This window comes from Brevibacterium luteolum (genome assembly GCF_013004595.1).
Taxonomy (GTDB): domain Bacteria; phylum Actinomycetota; class Actinomycetes; order Actinomycetales; family Brevibacteriaceae; genus Brevibacterium; species Brevibacterium luteolum.
On sequence record NZ_JABEMC010000004.1, the window covers coordinates 1 to 14,021 of the forward strand.

The 14,021-nt window shown below is 68.1% G+C and carries 15 protein-coding genes, 1 tRNA gene and 1 pseudogene; 4 read left to right on the forward strand and 13 right to left on the reverse strand.

What is annotated here, in order from left to right; genetic code table 11:
* A pseudogene (locus tag HLA91_RS07430) lies at window positions 1-132 on the forward strand (integrase core domain-containing protein); the annotation flags it as partial.
* A 39-nt stretch (window positions 133-171) separates the two neighbouring features.
* Window positions 172-624, forward strand: coding sequence for a PaaI family thioesterase (locus tag HLA91_RS07435; protein WP_102160251.1), 453 nt, complete (start codon window positions 172-174; stop codon window positions 622-624).
* A 61-nt stretch (window positions 625-685) separates the two neighbouring features.
* Here the strand turns inward: HLA91_RS07435 and HLA91_RS07440 are convergent, their stop codons facing one another.
* Window positions 686-1,303: an ANTAR domain-containing response regulator gene (locus tag HLA91_RS07440; RefSeq protein WP_102160253.1), complete on the reverse strand. Its 618-nt coding sequence runs from the start codon at window positions 1,301-1,303 to the stop codon at window positions 686-688.
* A gap of 100 nt (window positions 1,304-1,403) precedes the next feature.
* On the opposite strand from HLA91_RS07440, the gene HLA91_RS07445 reads away from it, so the two are divergent.
* Window positions 1,404-1,485: transfer RNA gene (locus HLA91_RS07445), tRNA-Leu, on the forward strand.
* Between the two features lie 49 nt (window positions 1,486-1,534).
* Window positions 1,535-1,951, forward strand: a complete 417-nt coding sequence (locus HLA91_RS07450; protein ID WP_170274180.1) for a phage holin family protein — start codon at window positions 1,535-1,537, stop codon at window positions 1,949-1,951.
* 77 nt (window positions 1,952-2,028) lie between these two features.
* Here HLA91_RS07450 and pyk read toward each other — a convergent pair whose 3' ends face one another.
* The 12 genes from pyk to HLA91_RS07510 all read right to left on the reverse strand — a co-directional run bounded on the left by pyk (window position 2,029) and on the right by HLA91_RS07510 (window position 14,011).
* Window positions 2,029-3,549, reverse strand: a complete 1,521-nt coding sequence (gene pyk, locus HLA91_RS07455; RefSeq protein ID WP_170274181.1) for a pyruvate kinase — start codon at window positions 3,547-3,549, stop codon at window positions 2,029-2,031.
* 87 nt (window positions 3,550-3,636) lie between these two features.
* Entirely contained in the window at window positions 3,637-4,815 is a 1,179-nt protein-coding gene (lgt, locus tag HLA91_RS07460; RefSeq protein WP_170274182.1) for a prolipoprotein diacylglyceryl transferase, read from the reverse strand.
* Window positions 4,808-5,590: a tryptophan synthase subunit alpha gene (gene trpA / locus HLA91_RS07465; RefSeq protein WP_170274183.1), complete on the reverse strand. Its 783-nt coding sequence runs from the start codon at window positions 5,588-5,590 to the stop codon at window positions 4,808-4,810. Before trpA ends, lgt begins: the two co-directional genes overlap by 8 nt.
* A complete protein-coding gene (gene trpB / locus HLA91_RS07470; protein ID WP_170274184.1) occupies window positions 5,587-6,906 on the reverse strand; it encodes a tryptophan synthase subunit beta in 1,320 nt (439 codons plus the stop codon). Before trpB ends, trpA begins: the two co-directional genes overlap by 4 nt.
* A gap of 38 nt (window positions 6,907-6,944) precedes the next feature.
* Complete coding sequence (gene trpC, locus HLA91_RS07475; RefSeq protein ID WP_170274185.1) at window positions 6,945-7,751, reverse strand: indole-3-glycerol phosphate synthase TrpC; 807 nt, start codon at window positions 7,749-7,751, stop codon at window positions 6,945-6,947.
* Entirely contained in the window at window positions 7,748-8,023 is a 276-nt protein-coding gene (locus tag HLA91_RS07480) for an HGxxPAAW family protein (protein ID WP_170274186.1), read from the reverse strand. The genes trpC and HLA91_RS07480 overlap by 4 nt, the downstream gene beginning before the upstream one ends.
* Before the next feature lie 109 nt (window positions 8,024-8,132).
* Window positions 8,133-8,636: a Trp biosynthesis-associated membrane protein gene (locus HLA91_RS07485; RefSeq protein WP_170274187.1), complete on the reverse strand. Its 504-nt coding sequence runs from the start codon at window positions 8,634-8,636 to the stop codon at window positions 8,133-8,135.
* Window positions 8,633-10,108 carry an anthranilate synthase component I gene (gene trpE / locus HLA91_RS07490; RefSeq protein WP_346726241.1) on the reverse strand — a complete coding sequence of 492 codons (1,476 nt, stop codon included), beginning with the start codon at window positions 10,106-10,108 and terminating at the stop codon, window positions 8,633-8,635. Before trpE ends, HLA91_RS07485 begins: the two co-directional genes overlap by 4 nt.
* Window positions 10,109-10,142: 34 nt before the next feature.
* Window positions 10,143-10,514, reverse strand: a complete 372-nt coding sequence (gene hisI / locus HLA91_RS07495; RefSeq protein ID WP_165882854.1) for a phosphoribosyl-AMP cyclohydrolase — start codon at window positions 10,512-10,514, stop codon at window positions 10,143-10,145.
* Entirely contained in the window at window positions 10,511-11,284 is a 774-nt protein-coding gene (gene hisF / locus HLA91_RS07500; protein ID WP_102160273.1) for an imidazole glycerol phosphate synthase subunit HisF, read from the reverse strand. The genes hisI and hisF overlap by 4 nt, the downstream gene beginning before the upstream one ends.
* Before the next feature lie 16 nt (window positions 11,285-11,300).
* A complete protein-coding gene (locus HLA91_RS07505) occupies window positions 11,301-12,806 on the reverse strand; it encodes a carboxyl transferase domain-containing protein (RefSeq protein ID WP_102160275.1) in 1,506 nt (501 codons plus the stop codon).
* On the reverse strand, window positions 12,803-14,011 hold the full coding sequence (locus HLA91_RS07510) for a CaiB/BaiF CoA transferase family protein (protein WP_170274189.1): 1,209 nt from the start codon (window positions 14,009-14,011) through the stop codon (window positions 12,803-12,805). Before HLA91_RS07510 ends, HLA91_RS07505 begins: the two co-directional genes overlap by 4 nt.
* Window positions 14,012-14,021 lie beyond the last annotated feature (10 nt).

Consider the following 14,021-nt stretch of genomic DNA (forward strand, 5'->3'; position numbering starts at 1 on the left):
TCCAGTGAAGCCGAGCGGGAAGCCGCCTACGAGACGTTCCTCCACGACTACAATCAGCATCGAGCCCACACCGCTATCGGAGGCCTCACCCCAGCCGACCGCGTTCACAACCTCACGGGGAACTACACCTAGCGCGCGAAGCAGACAAGAGGCATCCCGTAGAGTCGTGCCATGACAGAAGACGAACTTCTCCCCCTGACGAAGGACACCCCGCCCGAGGTGCGGGCCCAGCTGGTGGCCGGAAACCGGCAGCGCAGTGCCGGTACGCTTCTCGAACGCGTCGGCATCGAAGTCGAGGACGTCGCCTACGACCGTGCGACCGCCTCGATCCCGGTGGCCGGCAACACGCAGCCGTTCGGGCTCTTCCACGGCGGGGCGCATGTCGTCATCGCCGAGTCGCTGGCCTCGCTGCACTCGTACTTCATCTCCGGGCGTCCGGTCGTCGGCGTGGACCTCAACGCCACGCATGTGCGGGCGGCCAAGGACGGGCATGTGCATGCCACGGCGACTTTGAATCATCACGGTCGCACGATGATCAACCATGAGGTGCGCATGACCGATGATGAGGGCCGGCTGCTCTCGATCGTGCGGATCACGAACATGGTGCTCTCCGGCCGCAGCTGAGACCGGATACGCGTCGGCCCCTGCCGCAGCTGTGCGACAGGGGCCGATGAGAGTGTGTGGGTTACTTCTTGCTGCCGATTTGCTCGAGGACGGTCTCGGCGACCTCGCGCATCGTCAGGCGGCGGTCCATCGAGGTCTTCTGGATCCACCGGAACGCCTCGGGTTCGCTTAGGCCCATGTTCGAGATGAGCAGACTCTTGGCGCGTTCGACGAGCTTGCGGGTCTCGAACCGGTCGGTCATATCGGCGATCTCGGATTCGAGTGCGGCGATCTCGGCGTGGCGGGACAGCGCGATCTCCAGGGCCGGGACGAGGTCATTGGAGGTGAACGGCTTGACGACGTAGGCCATCGCTCCGGCGTCGCGGGCCCGTTCGACGAGCTCCTTCTGGCTGAACGCCGTCAGCAGCACGACGGGGGCGATGCGGGCCTTGGCGATCCGCTCAGCCGCGGAGATCCCGTCGAGGACGGGCATCTTAATGTCCATGACGACCAGATCCGGGCGCAGCTCCTCAGCCAGCCGGATCGCCGACTCGCCGTCGGCTGCCTCGCCGACGACGTCGTATCCGACCTCGCGCAGCATCTCGACGATGTCGAGCCGGATGACGGCCTCGTCTTCGGCGACGACGACACGCCGAACGACGCCGTTCTCTGTCTTGGGTGCTTCTTCATTAGTAGCCACGGTTTCATTTTAGTCACGCCGCTGCGCGTTTTGACAGCGCGGGCCGGTGTTCATCTGGAGGTGCGGGTGGGCGCCCAGCTGGTCTAGGATGTTCTTCGTTGCCGGATTGGCGGAATTGGTAGACGCGCCGCACTCAAAATGCGGTATCGAGAGGTGTGTGGGTTCGAGTCCCACATCCGGCACTCTTGTGGAATTCACGGGTTTCCCAGCACGTGCTGGAAGACTGCAGACATGACTTTCCTGCTCCGCGTCATCGTCAACGCCGTCGCTATCTGGGCGGCGGCCGCACTTCTGCCCGGCATGGCCATCACCAGCGCCGACACCGTCCTCACCGGCTTGGGCCCCACCGCCTCGGCGGTCGTCTCCTACCTCGTCATCGGCCTGATCTTCGGGCTCGTCAACGCGATCATCCGGCCCCTCATCGAGCTCATCGCCTTGCCGATCACCTGCCTGACCCTGGGTCTGTTCACCATCGTCATCAATGCCGCCATGGTGTCGCTGACGTCCTGGGTCTCGCAGTTCACGCCGATCCGCCTGGAGATCGACAGCTTCCTCTGGACGGCGGTGCTCGCCTCGATCATCATCGCGATCGTGTCGCTCGTGCTGAATTTCTTCGTCCGCCCGCGCGAACGCGAGACCGAACGCTGACGGACCCCTCAAAGCACTGACTGCCGCTCCGAAAACGGAGCGGCAGTCAGTGTTGTCATCCAGGTGAGCAGAAGGGATCAGTCGGTGTTCTGCTCGTATTCCTTCGGTTCGGCGATCTCGCCGTAGACCTCGTTGACCGGGCCGGTGTCGGAGTCGTCGCGGTAGGCGGCGGCCTTGCCGGTGATCGCGTTGCCGACAGTGTGGATGCGCAGCGCGTTCGTCGATCCGACGATTCCGGGAGGCGAACCGGCGACGATGATGCACTTCTCGCCGTCCTCGGCCAGGCCGCGGGAGCGCAGCACGTGGTCGACCTGGCGGGCCATCTGGTCGGTGTGGCGGACCTGGTTGACGAGGAAGGCGCGCACACCCCATGTCAGAGCCAGCTGGTGGTACACGCGCACGTCCGGGGTGAACGCGAGGATCGACTGCTGTACGCGCAGCCGCGACATGCGGCGCACCGAGTCGCCTGACTGGCTGAAGGTGCACAGGGTGTCGATGTTGAGCTGTTCGGCGATCCGCACCGCGGCAGCGGTGACGGCGCCGCCCTGCGTGTGCGGTTCGGTGCCGAGCGGGGCGATCCGGTCAAGGCCGTGCTCTTCGGTCGACTCGATGATCCGGGCCATCGTGCGCACAGCCTCCAGCCAGTGCGCACCGACCGAGGTCTCACCCGAGAGCATGAGCGCATCAGCACCGTCGAGTACGGCGTTGGCGCAGTCGCTGGCCTCAGCGCGGGTGGGCCGCGGCTCCTCGATCATCGATTCGAGCATCTGGGTGGCGACGATGACGGGCTTGGCGTTGCGGCGGCACAGTTCGACGGTGCGTTTCTGCACGATCGGCACCTGCTCCAGCGGCAGTTCGACGCCGAGGTCGCCGCGGGCGACCATCATGCCGTCGAAGGCATCGACGATGCTCTCGAGCGCCTCGACGGCCTGGGGCTTCTCCAGCTTTGCGATGAGCGGGACGAGGATGCGCTCTTCGCGCATGATCTCGCGCACCGTCCCCGCGTCCTCGGGTGTACGCACGAACGACAGTGCGACCCAGTCCGCGCCCAGGCGCAGTCCCCAGCGCAGGTCCTCGACGTCCTTGTCGCTCATCGCTGGCACGGACACCGGCACTCCGGGGAGGTTGATGCCCTTGTGGTCGGAGATCCGGCCGGGCACCTCGACTTCGCAGGTGACGTCGGTGTCGGTGACATCGGTGGCGCGCAGCCGGATTCGGCCGTCGTCGATGAGCAGCGGATCCCCGACCTCGACGTCACGGGCGAGACCGGCATAGGTGGTGCCCACCTCGGTCGCGGTGCCTTCGATGCCACGGGTGGTGATGGTGAATGTGTCGCCCTTGCTCAGTTCGGGCTTGAGTCCGTCGGCGAAGGTGCCGACCCTGATCTTCGGGCCCTGCAGGTCGATGAGCACGCTGACCGGCTCACCGGTGTCGCGGCCGGCCTTGCGGACCCACCGGTACTTCTCTTCATGCTGGTCGTGGGTGCCGTGGCTGAGGTTGAATCGGAAGACGTTGACGCCTTCTTCGATCAGCGAGCGGATGTCTTCGTAGCTCTGCTGGGCAGGGCCAAGAGTGGCGACGATCTTTGCATGCCTCATGTCCACCACACTAGTCGGGTCTGCGCACCTGCCTTCAATCCTGTCCAAATTTCTGCGCTCTGACCAGCAGGTGGACACAAAGGCCGGTCAGTCGGTGCTAGCGGACCCGTCCTCGCGCGGGCTGCGGCGCACCTGCGGGACGATCGAGATCGCCGAGGTGACCGCACCGAAGAACCCGAAGCTGCGGTTGGTCAGCGCGTTGCCGCCGTCGTCATCGCGTCGGTCGCCGGTGCCCGAGCGGCCGGTGCTGGCGGCACTGCTGCCGCCTGCCGTTCCCGAGGCGGTGGGCCCGCCGGTGCCGCCGTCACCGCCGCCTCGGCGGTCGTTGGCATCGTTGGAGTTCTTTCCGTCTGCCCGTTCGGCTGCCATCCGTGCCAGGCAGCGTTCGGTGTAGACCTCCGGTGCCGGTTCGCGGTGGCGCATCCGGGAGAAGGTGAACAGGGCCAGGCCGATGAAGAGGACGACGATGTAGAACCACATGTTGATGCGCACGCCGAGGAAGTACTCGGAGTGGTCGATGCGCAGCGACTCGATCCAGAGGCGGCCGATCGTGTAGTAGCAGATGTAGGCGTAGAAGACCTGGCCGTGACCAAGCCGGAAGCGCTTAGCCGCCCAGATGAGCAGCAGGCAGCCGGCGAAGTTCCACAGCGACTCGTACAGGAAGGTCGGGTGGAACAGGGTGTCGGCCGGCAGCGCGGCATCAGGCCAGTTGGGGTTCGGTGCGCCGTTGAGGACCTTGTCGATCTCCAGGCCCCAGGGCAGGGTCGTCGGGCGTCCGAAGAGCTCCTGGTTGAACCAGTTGCCCCAGCGGCCGAAGGCCTGGGCGAGGATGAGCCCAGGGGCCGCAGCATCGATGAACGAGGTGAAGCGGATGCCGTAGTGACGGCACACGAGGAACACGGTCAGCGCACCAAGGGCGACCGCACCGCCGATACCGAGACCGCCCTGCCAGATCTTGAATGCATCGAGCGGGTTGCCGTTGGGCCCGAAGTACGGGCCGGGCACGGTGAGCACGTAGTACAGCCGCCCGCCGATGATGCCCGCCGGGATCGCCCAGACGGCGATGTTCCACAAATCGTCTTCGCTGCCGCCGCGGCGCTTCCAGCGGTACTGGGCGAGCATGAGGGCGGCGACGATGCCGGCCAGGATGCACAGCGCGTAGGCGTGGATGGTGAAGGGCCCGACCTCGAATCCGGACCAGCTCGGTGAGGGGATCGCCGCGCTCAGCGGGGTGAGCGCAGCGGCACCGGTGACCGGTTCAGGCATGGTCGCGCACTCCCTGGGCGAACTCGGTGGCTCGGGCTTCGACGGCGGCTGGCCCGCCGTCGGTCAGGGCGGTGACGAGCGCAGAACCGACGATCACGCCGTCAGCGTGCGCGGCGACCTCTGCCGCCTGCTGCCGGTTGGATACGCCGAGTCCAACGCAGACGCGCTCGGCGCCGGCGGCGCGCGTGTCGGCGACGAGCTTCTCGGCTGAGGCGCCGACCTGCGCGCGGGTGCCGGTGACGCCCATCGTCGAGGCGGCGTAGACGAAACCGGAGGCATGGGCGGCGACGTAGGCGAGGCGTTCGGGGCTGGACGACGGGGCGACGAGGAAGATCCGGTCGAGACCGTGCGCTTCGCTTGCCGTCATCCAGTCGCCGGCCTCATCCGGGGTGAGGTCTGCGGTGATGATGCCTGCTCCCCCGGCGTTGGCAAGGTCGCGGGCGAAAGCTTCAACACCGTACTGGTAGACGAGGTTCCAGTACGACATCACTACCGGGGTGGCTCCGGCCGCGGCGACGGCCTCGACAGCGGTGAAGGCGTCGCGGGTGCGCACGCCGCCGCGCAGCGCCTGGACCGAGGCGGCCTGGATGGTCGGTCCGTCCATCCCCGGGTCGGAGTACGGGATGCCGACTTCGACGATGTCAGCGCCGCCGGCCACGACGGCGCGCATCGCATCGAGCGAGCCGGGTACGTCAGGATAGCCGACCGGCAGATAGGCGATGAAGGCGGCGCGGTTGTCTGCTGCGCAGTCGCGCAGCACGTCAGCGGTGCTCACGAACGGCTCCTCTCGGCGTGTCCTGCGTCGGCGGCATCCTCGGCTTCAGCCGGGTCCTGTGCGCCGACGGGTTCTGCGGTCTCAGCTTCTTCGGCTTGGGCGTCGAGGTAGCCGAAGTACTTCCCTGCTGTGTCGACGTCCTTGTCTCCGCGGCCGGAGAGGTTGGCGATGATGATCGCGCCTTCACCGAGCTCGCGGCCGACCTGGAGTGCAGCGGCCAGGGCATGCGAGCTCTCGATCGCTGGGATGATGCCCTCGGTGCGGCACAGCAGACGGAAGGCGGCCATCGCCTCGTCGTCGGTGACCGGGCGGTACTCACCGCGGCCGGTCGACTGCAGCCAGGCGTGCTCGGGGCCGACACCGGGGTAGTCGAGTCCTGCTGAGATGGAGTGCGACGGCAGAGTCTGGCCGTCCTCGTCCTGCATGATGACCGACTTCGAACCGTGCAGCACACCAACGCGGCCGTCGTTGAGCGGGGCTGCGTGCTGGCCGGAGGCGATGCCGGACCCGGCTGCCTCGCAGCCGATGAGCCGGACCTCCTCGTCGCCGATGAAGGCATGGAAGATGCCGATCGCGTTCGAGCCGCCGCCCACACATGCGGTGATGGCATCGGGCAGCCGGCCGGTCTGCTCCTGGATCTGGCCGCGGGCCTCGACGCCGATGATGCGCTGGAGTTCGCGCACGAGGAATGGGAATGGGTGGGGGCCTGCGACGGTGCCGAAGAGGTAGTGGGTGGTCTGCACAGAGGCGACCCAATCGCGGAAGGTCTCGTTGATCGCGTCCTTGAGTGTGCGGGTCCCGGCTTCGACGGGAACCACCTCGGCGCCGAGCAGGCGCATGCGGGCGACGTTGAGTGCCTGGCGGGCGCAGTCCTCGGCTCCCATGTAGATAGTGCAGTCGAGCCCAAGCAGTGCTGCGGCGGTGGCGGAGGCCACGCCGTGCTGGCCGGCACCGGTCTCGGCGATGACGCGGGTTTTACCCATCCGCTTGGTCAGCAGCGCCTGTCCGAGGACGTTGTTGATCTTGTGGCTGCCGGTGTGGTTGAGGTCCTCGCGCTTGAGGAAGATGCGCGCCCCGCCGGCGTGTTCGGAGAACCGCGGAGCCTCGGTCAGCAGGCTCGGCCGGCCGGTGTATTCGGCGTGGAGGCGTTGGAGCTCAGCGACGAACTCCGGGTCGACGATCGCTTTGGCGAAGGCTTCGCCGATCTCTTCGAGCGCGCCGATGAGCGCTTCGGGCACGAACCGGCCGCCGAAGTCGCCGAAGTAGGGACCCTGCGGCAGTTCGCTGTGCTGCGGGGAGAAGAGTTCGTAGTCCATGTGGTCCTTTCCCAACGAGACGCAAAGACGAGGCGGTGTCAGGGGGCTCGGCGCTCGGCTTTCGCCTTCCGCCCGGCCTCGGTGAACTCGGCGACGTTCTCGCGCGGCTTCCCGCCGGTGACGAGCGCTTGGCCGACAAGTGCGAGATCGGCACCCTGCGCAGCATAGGCGGCGACATCACCGGCCTCGCTGACACCGGATTCGCCGACGAGCACGGTATCGGGCGGGCAGAGCTCGGCCAATGGCGCGAAGCGGTTGAGGTCGACGCTGAGGTCTTTGAGATTGCGGGTGTTGATGCCGAGGAGGGCCGGTTCGATGCCGGCAGCGATCTCGATCTCCTCAGCAGTGTGGGTCTCGACGAGCGCTGCCATCCCGAGGCTGGCGGACAGTTCGCTGAACTCCTGCAGCTGGGCGGGGCTGAGCGCGGCCACGATGAGCAGCACGATATCGGCGCCATGGGCGCGGGCTTCGTGGAACTGGTATTCGTCGACCATGAAGTCCTTGCGCAGCACGGGAATATCCACCGCAGCACGGACGGCGTCGAGGTCGTCCAAGCAGCCGTTGAAGCGGCGCTGCTCGGTCAGCACGCTGATCGCAGCCGCACCGCCTGCGGCATAGGAGCTCGCGAGCCCGGCGGGGTCGGCGATGTCGGCCAGGGCTCCGGCAGACGGCGAGGAGCGCTTGACCTCAGCGATGATGCTGAAGTCGTCGGCCGCACGCGGCAGGAACTGAAGCGCCGCGGGTGCATCCGCGGCGCGTGAGGCGATGTCTGCCAGTGGGCAGGCAGCCCGGCGTTCTGCCAGGTCTGCCTTCACCCCGCTGACGATGTCGGCGAGAACGCTCACGCCTTCGCCTTGGTCTTCTTCCCGCCCCTGCCGGCCGCACGCAGCACAAGCCCGACGATCGGACCGAGGACGCAGATGATGAGGCCGACCCAAAGCAGCATCGGGGTCTCGGCGACGACGCCGATGCACCCGACGATGAAGCCGACGAGGATGATGAAGACTCCGGTCCAGGCGGCAACGGTGTTCCCGTGGCCCGGATCCTTGACTGTGTCGTAGTCGATGCTCGAGCGGTCGAGGTCGTATGCCCCATTGCGGGAAATGGTCTTCGGCATGGTTCTCCTTCGTTCTCACGCGGTATGCGGTCATTCTCTCACGACGATGCGGCGGGCCAGAAACCGACCCGCTAACCGACATCTGATCGTCATCGATGTGGCACAGGTCTCAGCTCGGATCCTCGCCTCGGGAGATCGCATCCCAGGTACGGGTCGGGTCGAGGTCACCCTGCTCGTCTTCAGCTTCCGCTTCGGAGGTGTCGGCTTCGAAGCGCGCGGTCGTCTGCCAGCTGCCCGAACGCAGCAGCACCCACACGGCAACTGCTGCGGCGAGCAGCCCGGCGATGATGCCGATGGCCGGCAGGTTCGTCGTCGCCGCGCTGCTGAGCGTCGCGCTCAGGGCCACCCCGGCGAAGCCGAGCCCGGCCAGTGCCGCACAGGCGGTGACGATCCAGCGGCCGATGCGCTTGAGCATGGTGAGCAGCAGGCCGCTGACAGCGACGATGCCCGCGCAGGCGAGCAGCACCGGCGAGTTCTCTGGAGCCGCGACCGATCCTGCGCTCACGCCTGCGAGTTCTGCGGTCTCGGCGGGCTCGAACCATGGCTGGGAGCCGACGATCCACAGCACGGCGGCTGCGGCGAGCAGCGCGATGACGGCACGAGATCGGGTCATGGCCGGACCTCTGCTGCGCTCCCGTTCGGGCGGGTCAGCGTCTGCGCGGCGGCTGCTGCACGCAGCACTGCGGCGGCCTTGTTGCGCGATTCCTGATCTTCCGAGGCGGGCACGGAGTCCGCGACGACTCCGGCACCGGCACTGACGGAGATGCGCCCGTTGCGGATGACGCCGGTGCGAATCGCGATGGCGACGTTGAGGTCGCCGGTGAAGGACAGGTACCCAACTGCTCCGCCGTAGACTCCGCGGGCGACGGTCTCGTAGTCGTCGATGAGCTGGAGGGCGCGCGGCTTCGGCGCCCCGGACAGCGTGCCGGCGGGAAACACCGCCGAGAGCACATCGATGCCGTCGACATCGTCATCGCAGGTGCCGACGACGGTCGAGCCGATGTGCATGATGTGGCTGTAGCGCTCGATCTCCATGAAGTTCACGACATCGACGCTGCCGGGCCGGCAGACCTTGGAGAGGTCGTTGCGGGCCAGGTCGACGAGCATGAGGTGCTCGGCGCGCTCCTTCTCGTCGGCCAGCAGCTCGGCTGCCAGCTGGCGGTCCTCCTCGGCGGTGGCACCGCGCGGCCGAGAGCCGGCGATCGGATGCGTCTCGACCTTCCCGTCGGTGACGGTGACCAGCGCCTCGGGTGAGGAACCGACGATCGCCATCGGGGTCCCGTCGGGGGTTGGCACGTCGAGCAGGTACATGTACGGGCTCGGGTTGAAGGTGCGCAGCAGCCGGTAGACATCGAGCGGGTCGGCCGTGCACTCGGCTTCGAAGCGCTGGGAGAGGACCACCTGGAAGACGTCGCCGTCGACGATGTTGCCCTTGGCCCGTTCGATCATCTGCAGGTAGTCGTCGCGGTCGGTGCGCGAGGAGACCTGCGGTTCGGCCCGGTCGTACCAGGCGACGTCGGACTCCAGCGGTGTGGCGAGCTCGGCCAGCATCGCCTCGAGGCGCTGGCAGCCGGCGTCATAGGCGTCGTCGACGCCGCTGTCGAGTCCGTTGACGTTGACGACGTTGGCGACCAGGGTCACCTCAGAGGTGTAGTGATCGTAGATGGCGACGTCGCCGGGGACCGAAAGGCTGAGTTCGGGGACCGCGTCGACGGGTTCTGGGCCGGGTCCGAGGCGTTCGGTGCGGCGCACGAAGTGCCAGCCGAGGTAGCCGACGAAGGAGGAGATCATCGGCGGCAGGCCGGCGTGGGGGCGTTCGATGGACAGCAGCCGCATCGTCTCGTGCAGGCCGGTGAGCACGTCTCCGCTGGTGGGCGCTCCGGCCGGGGCGGTGCCGAGCCACAGCAGCTCGCCGTCCTGCTCGGTCAGGGTGGCCACCGGGTCGCGGCCGATGAAGGAGTAGCGGTCCCACTGGCCCTGGCTGGCCGATTCGAAGAGGAACGCTCCGCTGCGGCCGGCGGCGAGCTTGCGGTACAGGCTCAGCGGCGTCTCGGCGTCGGCGAGCACGCGGGTGAAGACAGGCACGAGCCGATGGTGTTCCGCACTGGCGCGGAACTCCTCACGTGTCGGCGAGATGTGCATCGAGCTCCCTTCCGGTGAAGCAGGTGGCTGTCTGAGTATGGCACGCCGGCCCGACCTGGTCGACGATGAGCAGGATGGTGTCGGCGTCGCAGTCGAGGGCGACCGAGCGGACCTTCTGCGTGTGACCGGAGGTCTCGCCCTTGACCCAGTACTCCTGGCGGGATCGCGACCAGTAGGTCGCCTTGCCGGTGCGCAGGGTGCGGGCCAGTGCCTCGTCGTCCATCCACGCGAGCATGAGCACCTCGCGGCTCGTCGCCTCCTGCACGACGACCGGCAGCAGCCCGCCGCTGCCGCGTTTGAGGCGTTCGGCGATCGCCGGGTCGAGGCTGGAGTCCGGGACGCCGGTCATCGGACGGTGATCCCGTCGGCTGCGAGGGCTTCCTTCACCTCGGCGATCGTGAAGGTGCCGAAGTGGAAGACCGAGGCGGCGAGCACGGCATCGGCTCCGGCGTGGACGGCCGGGGCGAAGTGCTCGAGCTTGCCGGCGCCTCCGGAGGCGATGAGCGGGACGTCGACGGCTGCGCGGGCGGCGCGGATGAGTTCAAGGTCGAAGCCCTCATGTGTGCCGTCGGCGTCGACGCTGTTGAGCAGGATCTCCCCTGCCCCGCGTTCGGCTGCCTCGCGGATCCATTCGATGGCGTCGATGCCGGTTCCGCGGCGGCCGCCATGGGTAGTGACCTCGAATCCCGAGGCGGTGGCCGGCTGGTCTGCTGGGACCCGGCGGGCGTCGAGGGAGAGGACGAGGACCTGGCTGCCGAAGCGTTCGGCGATCTCGGTGATGAGTTCGGGCCGGGCGACGGCTGCGGTGTTGACGCCGACCTTGTCGGCGCCGGCCCGCAGCAGCCGGTCGACGTCGTCGGTGCTGCGCACTCCCCCGCCGACGGTCAGCGGGATGAACACCGTCTCCGCGCACTGGGAGACCATGTCGTAGGTGGTCTCCCGGTCGCTGCTGGAGGCGGTGACGTCGAGGAAGGTGACTTCGTCAGCGCCGAGTTCGCTGTAGCGGCGGGCGAGTTCGATCGGATCACCGGCATCGCGCAGGTTTTCGAACCGCACCCCTTTGACGACGCGGCCGGCGTCGACGTCAAGGCACGGGATGACGCGCACGGCAAGGGTCATGTTCGCGGGGCTCCTCTTACAGTCCGAGGCTGCGGTAGCGTTCGATGCGCCGGTGCTCGCGGCGGTAGGCCGGCTCGCGCATCAGCGAGATGATCTCGTACTCCAGGGTCTTCGCCACCCGGGTGACGAACGCCTCGGGTTCGTCGGCGGCATCTGGCTGCTCGGCGATGACCCGGTCGACGATGCCGTGCTTGAGCAGCATCTCGGCCTGCACGCCCTGCTTCTGCGCCATCTCCGGGGCATGGTCGGTGTCGCGGTAGACGATCGCCGAGGCGCCTTCGGGCGGCAGCGGTGACAGCCAGCCGTTCTCGGCTGAGAGCACCCGGTCAGCTGGGACGAGTGCCAATGCCCCGCCGCCGGTCCCCTCGCCCATGATGAGGGAGACGGTCGGTGCGTCGAGGGTGGCCAGGTCGGCCAGGCAGCGGGCGATCTCTCCGGCCAGCCCGCCTTCCTCAGCGCTCTTCGACAGCGCGGCACCCGGGGTGTCGATGATCGTGACGAGCGGGATGTGCAGCTCGGCTGCCAGGGCCATGCCGCGGCGGGCTTCACGCAGGGCGGCTGGTCCCATCGGTTCGCCCGCGGCCTGCCGGCTGCGGTCCTGGCCGAGCACGATGCACGGTGCGGTGCCGAAACGGGCGGCGGCCAGCAGCAGGCCGGGGTCCTTCTCACCCTGGCCGGTGCCGTTGAGCGGCAGCACGTCGGTGGCGCCGTGGCGCAGCAGTTCGCGCACGCCGGGGCGTTCGGGCCGGCGCGAGGCGGTGATGATGTCCCAGGCGTGGGTGTTGACCGGCATCGGGTCGGGTTCGGTGCGCGGATCCGGCACCGGTCCCGGGACTTCGCGGGCACCCATGAGCACATTCAGGACCATGTTGACCGTCGAGGCGATCCGCTCAGGTGAGAGGACGGCGTCGATGAGCCCGTTGCGGTAGAGGTTCTCACCGGTCTGGATGCTGTCGGGGAACTTCTCGCCGTAGAGCTGCTCGTACACGCGCGGGCCGAGGAAGCCGATGAGGCTGCCGCGGTCGGCGACGGTGAAGTGGCCCAGTGATCCCCAGGAGGCGAACACGCCTCCGGTAGTCGGGTGGCGCAGGTAGACGAGGTAGGGCAGTCCGGCCTTGCGGTGGACCTTCACAGCAGCGGCGAGCTTGACCATCGTGAGGAATGCGACGGTGCCCTCCTGCATGCGGGTGCCGCCGGATGCCGGTCCGGCCAGCAGTGGGAGGCCTTCGGCGGTGGCGCGTTCGATCGCCCGGCACAGCCGTTCGGCTGCAGCGACGCCGATCGATCCGGCGAGGAACCGGAACTCGCAGGCCACGACCGCGACGCGGCGGCCGTAGATGCGGCCCTCACCGGTGATGACGGCCTCGTCGACACCGGACTTCTGGGCAGCCTGGGCGAGTTCGGCGGCGTAGGTCTCGGAGATCCCATCAGCAGGTTCGATCGGCTCTTCGTCCCAGGAGACGAAGGTGCCGTCGTCGACGACGAGGTCGATGAGCTCCCGGGCGCTCAGCCGCGAGCTCATGGCGTCTCCTCGAGCCAGCGGCGGATCGCGTCGCCGTGCTCGTTGAGCAGCGGCGGGGCGAGGTGCTCGCGCGGGGTCGATTCGGTCTCGCCTTCGGTATCGGCGTCGAAGAACCGCAGCGGCGGGCCGGGCAGGTCGATCTCACCGAGCACCGGGTGCTCAACGGAGATCTTCAGTCCCTGCGACAGGGCCTGCTCCCACTGGTAGACCTCCTGCAGGGAGCGCACGATGCCCGATGGGATGCCGGCGGCGGCGAGCTTCTCGAGCAGCTCTTCGGCGGTGTAGTCGCGGAAGCGCTCCTCGATGACGCTGATGACTGCCGGGCGGTTGGCGACGCGCTCGGCGTTGGTCGCCATGCCCTGGGTTTCGGAGTCGATGTCGAAGGCGGCGCAGAGTTTGTGCCACAGGTTCTGGTTGCCCACCGAGATCTGCACGGCCCCGCCCTTGCAGTGGAACAGGCCGTAGGGCGACAGCGACGGGTGGTGGTTGCCGCCAGGTGCGGGGTTCTCCCCGGCGACCGTGGCGCGGGTGCCCTGGAAGGCGTGGACGCCGACCATGCCGGCGATGAGCGAAGTGCGCACGACCTTGCCGCGGCCGGTGCGCTCGCGTTCGAGCAGGGCGGCGAGCACGCCGTAGGAGCCGTAGATGCCGGAGAGCAGGTCGGCGATCGGCACGCCGACCTTCTGCATGTCATCGGGGCCGGAGCCGGTCAGCGACATGAGGCCGGCCTCACCCTGGGCGATCTGGTCGTAGCCGGCGCGGGAGGCTTCGGGGCCGTCGTGGCCGAAGCCGGTGATCGAGAGGATCACGAGGCGCGGGTTGAGCTCCATGCAGCGTTCGGTGGAGAACCCGAGGCGGGTGAGCACGCCGCCGCGGAAGTTCTCGACGAGCACGTCGGCGCGTTCGATGAGCTGGGCGAGGACCTCCTTGTCGCCGTCGTCCTTGAGGTTGAGGGCGATGGATTCCTTGTTGCGGTTGCAGGAGAAGAAGTAGGTGGCCTGCGGGTCGTCCTCAGGGCCGACGAAGGGCGGGCCCCAGGAGCGGGAGTCGTCGCCGGAGGCGGGGTTCTCGACCTTGATGACGCGGGCGCCGAGGTCGCCGAGCATCTGCCCGGCGTGCGGTCCGGCCAGTGCGCGGGAGAGGTCGACGACGGTGTAGCCGGACAGCGGTCCGGGGCGGGTGGTGGTCTCGGATGTGCTGCTCATCGTCAGGCGG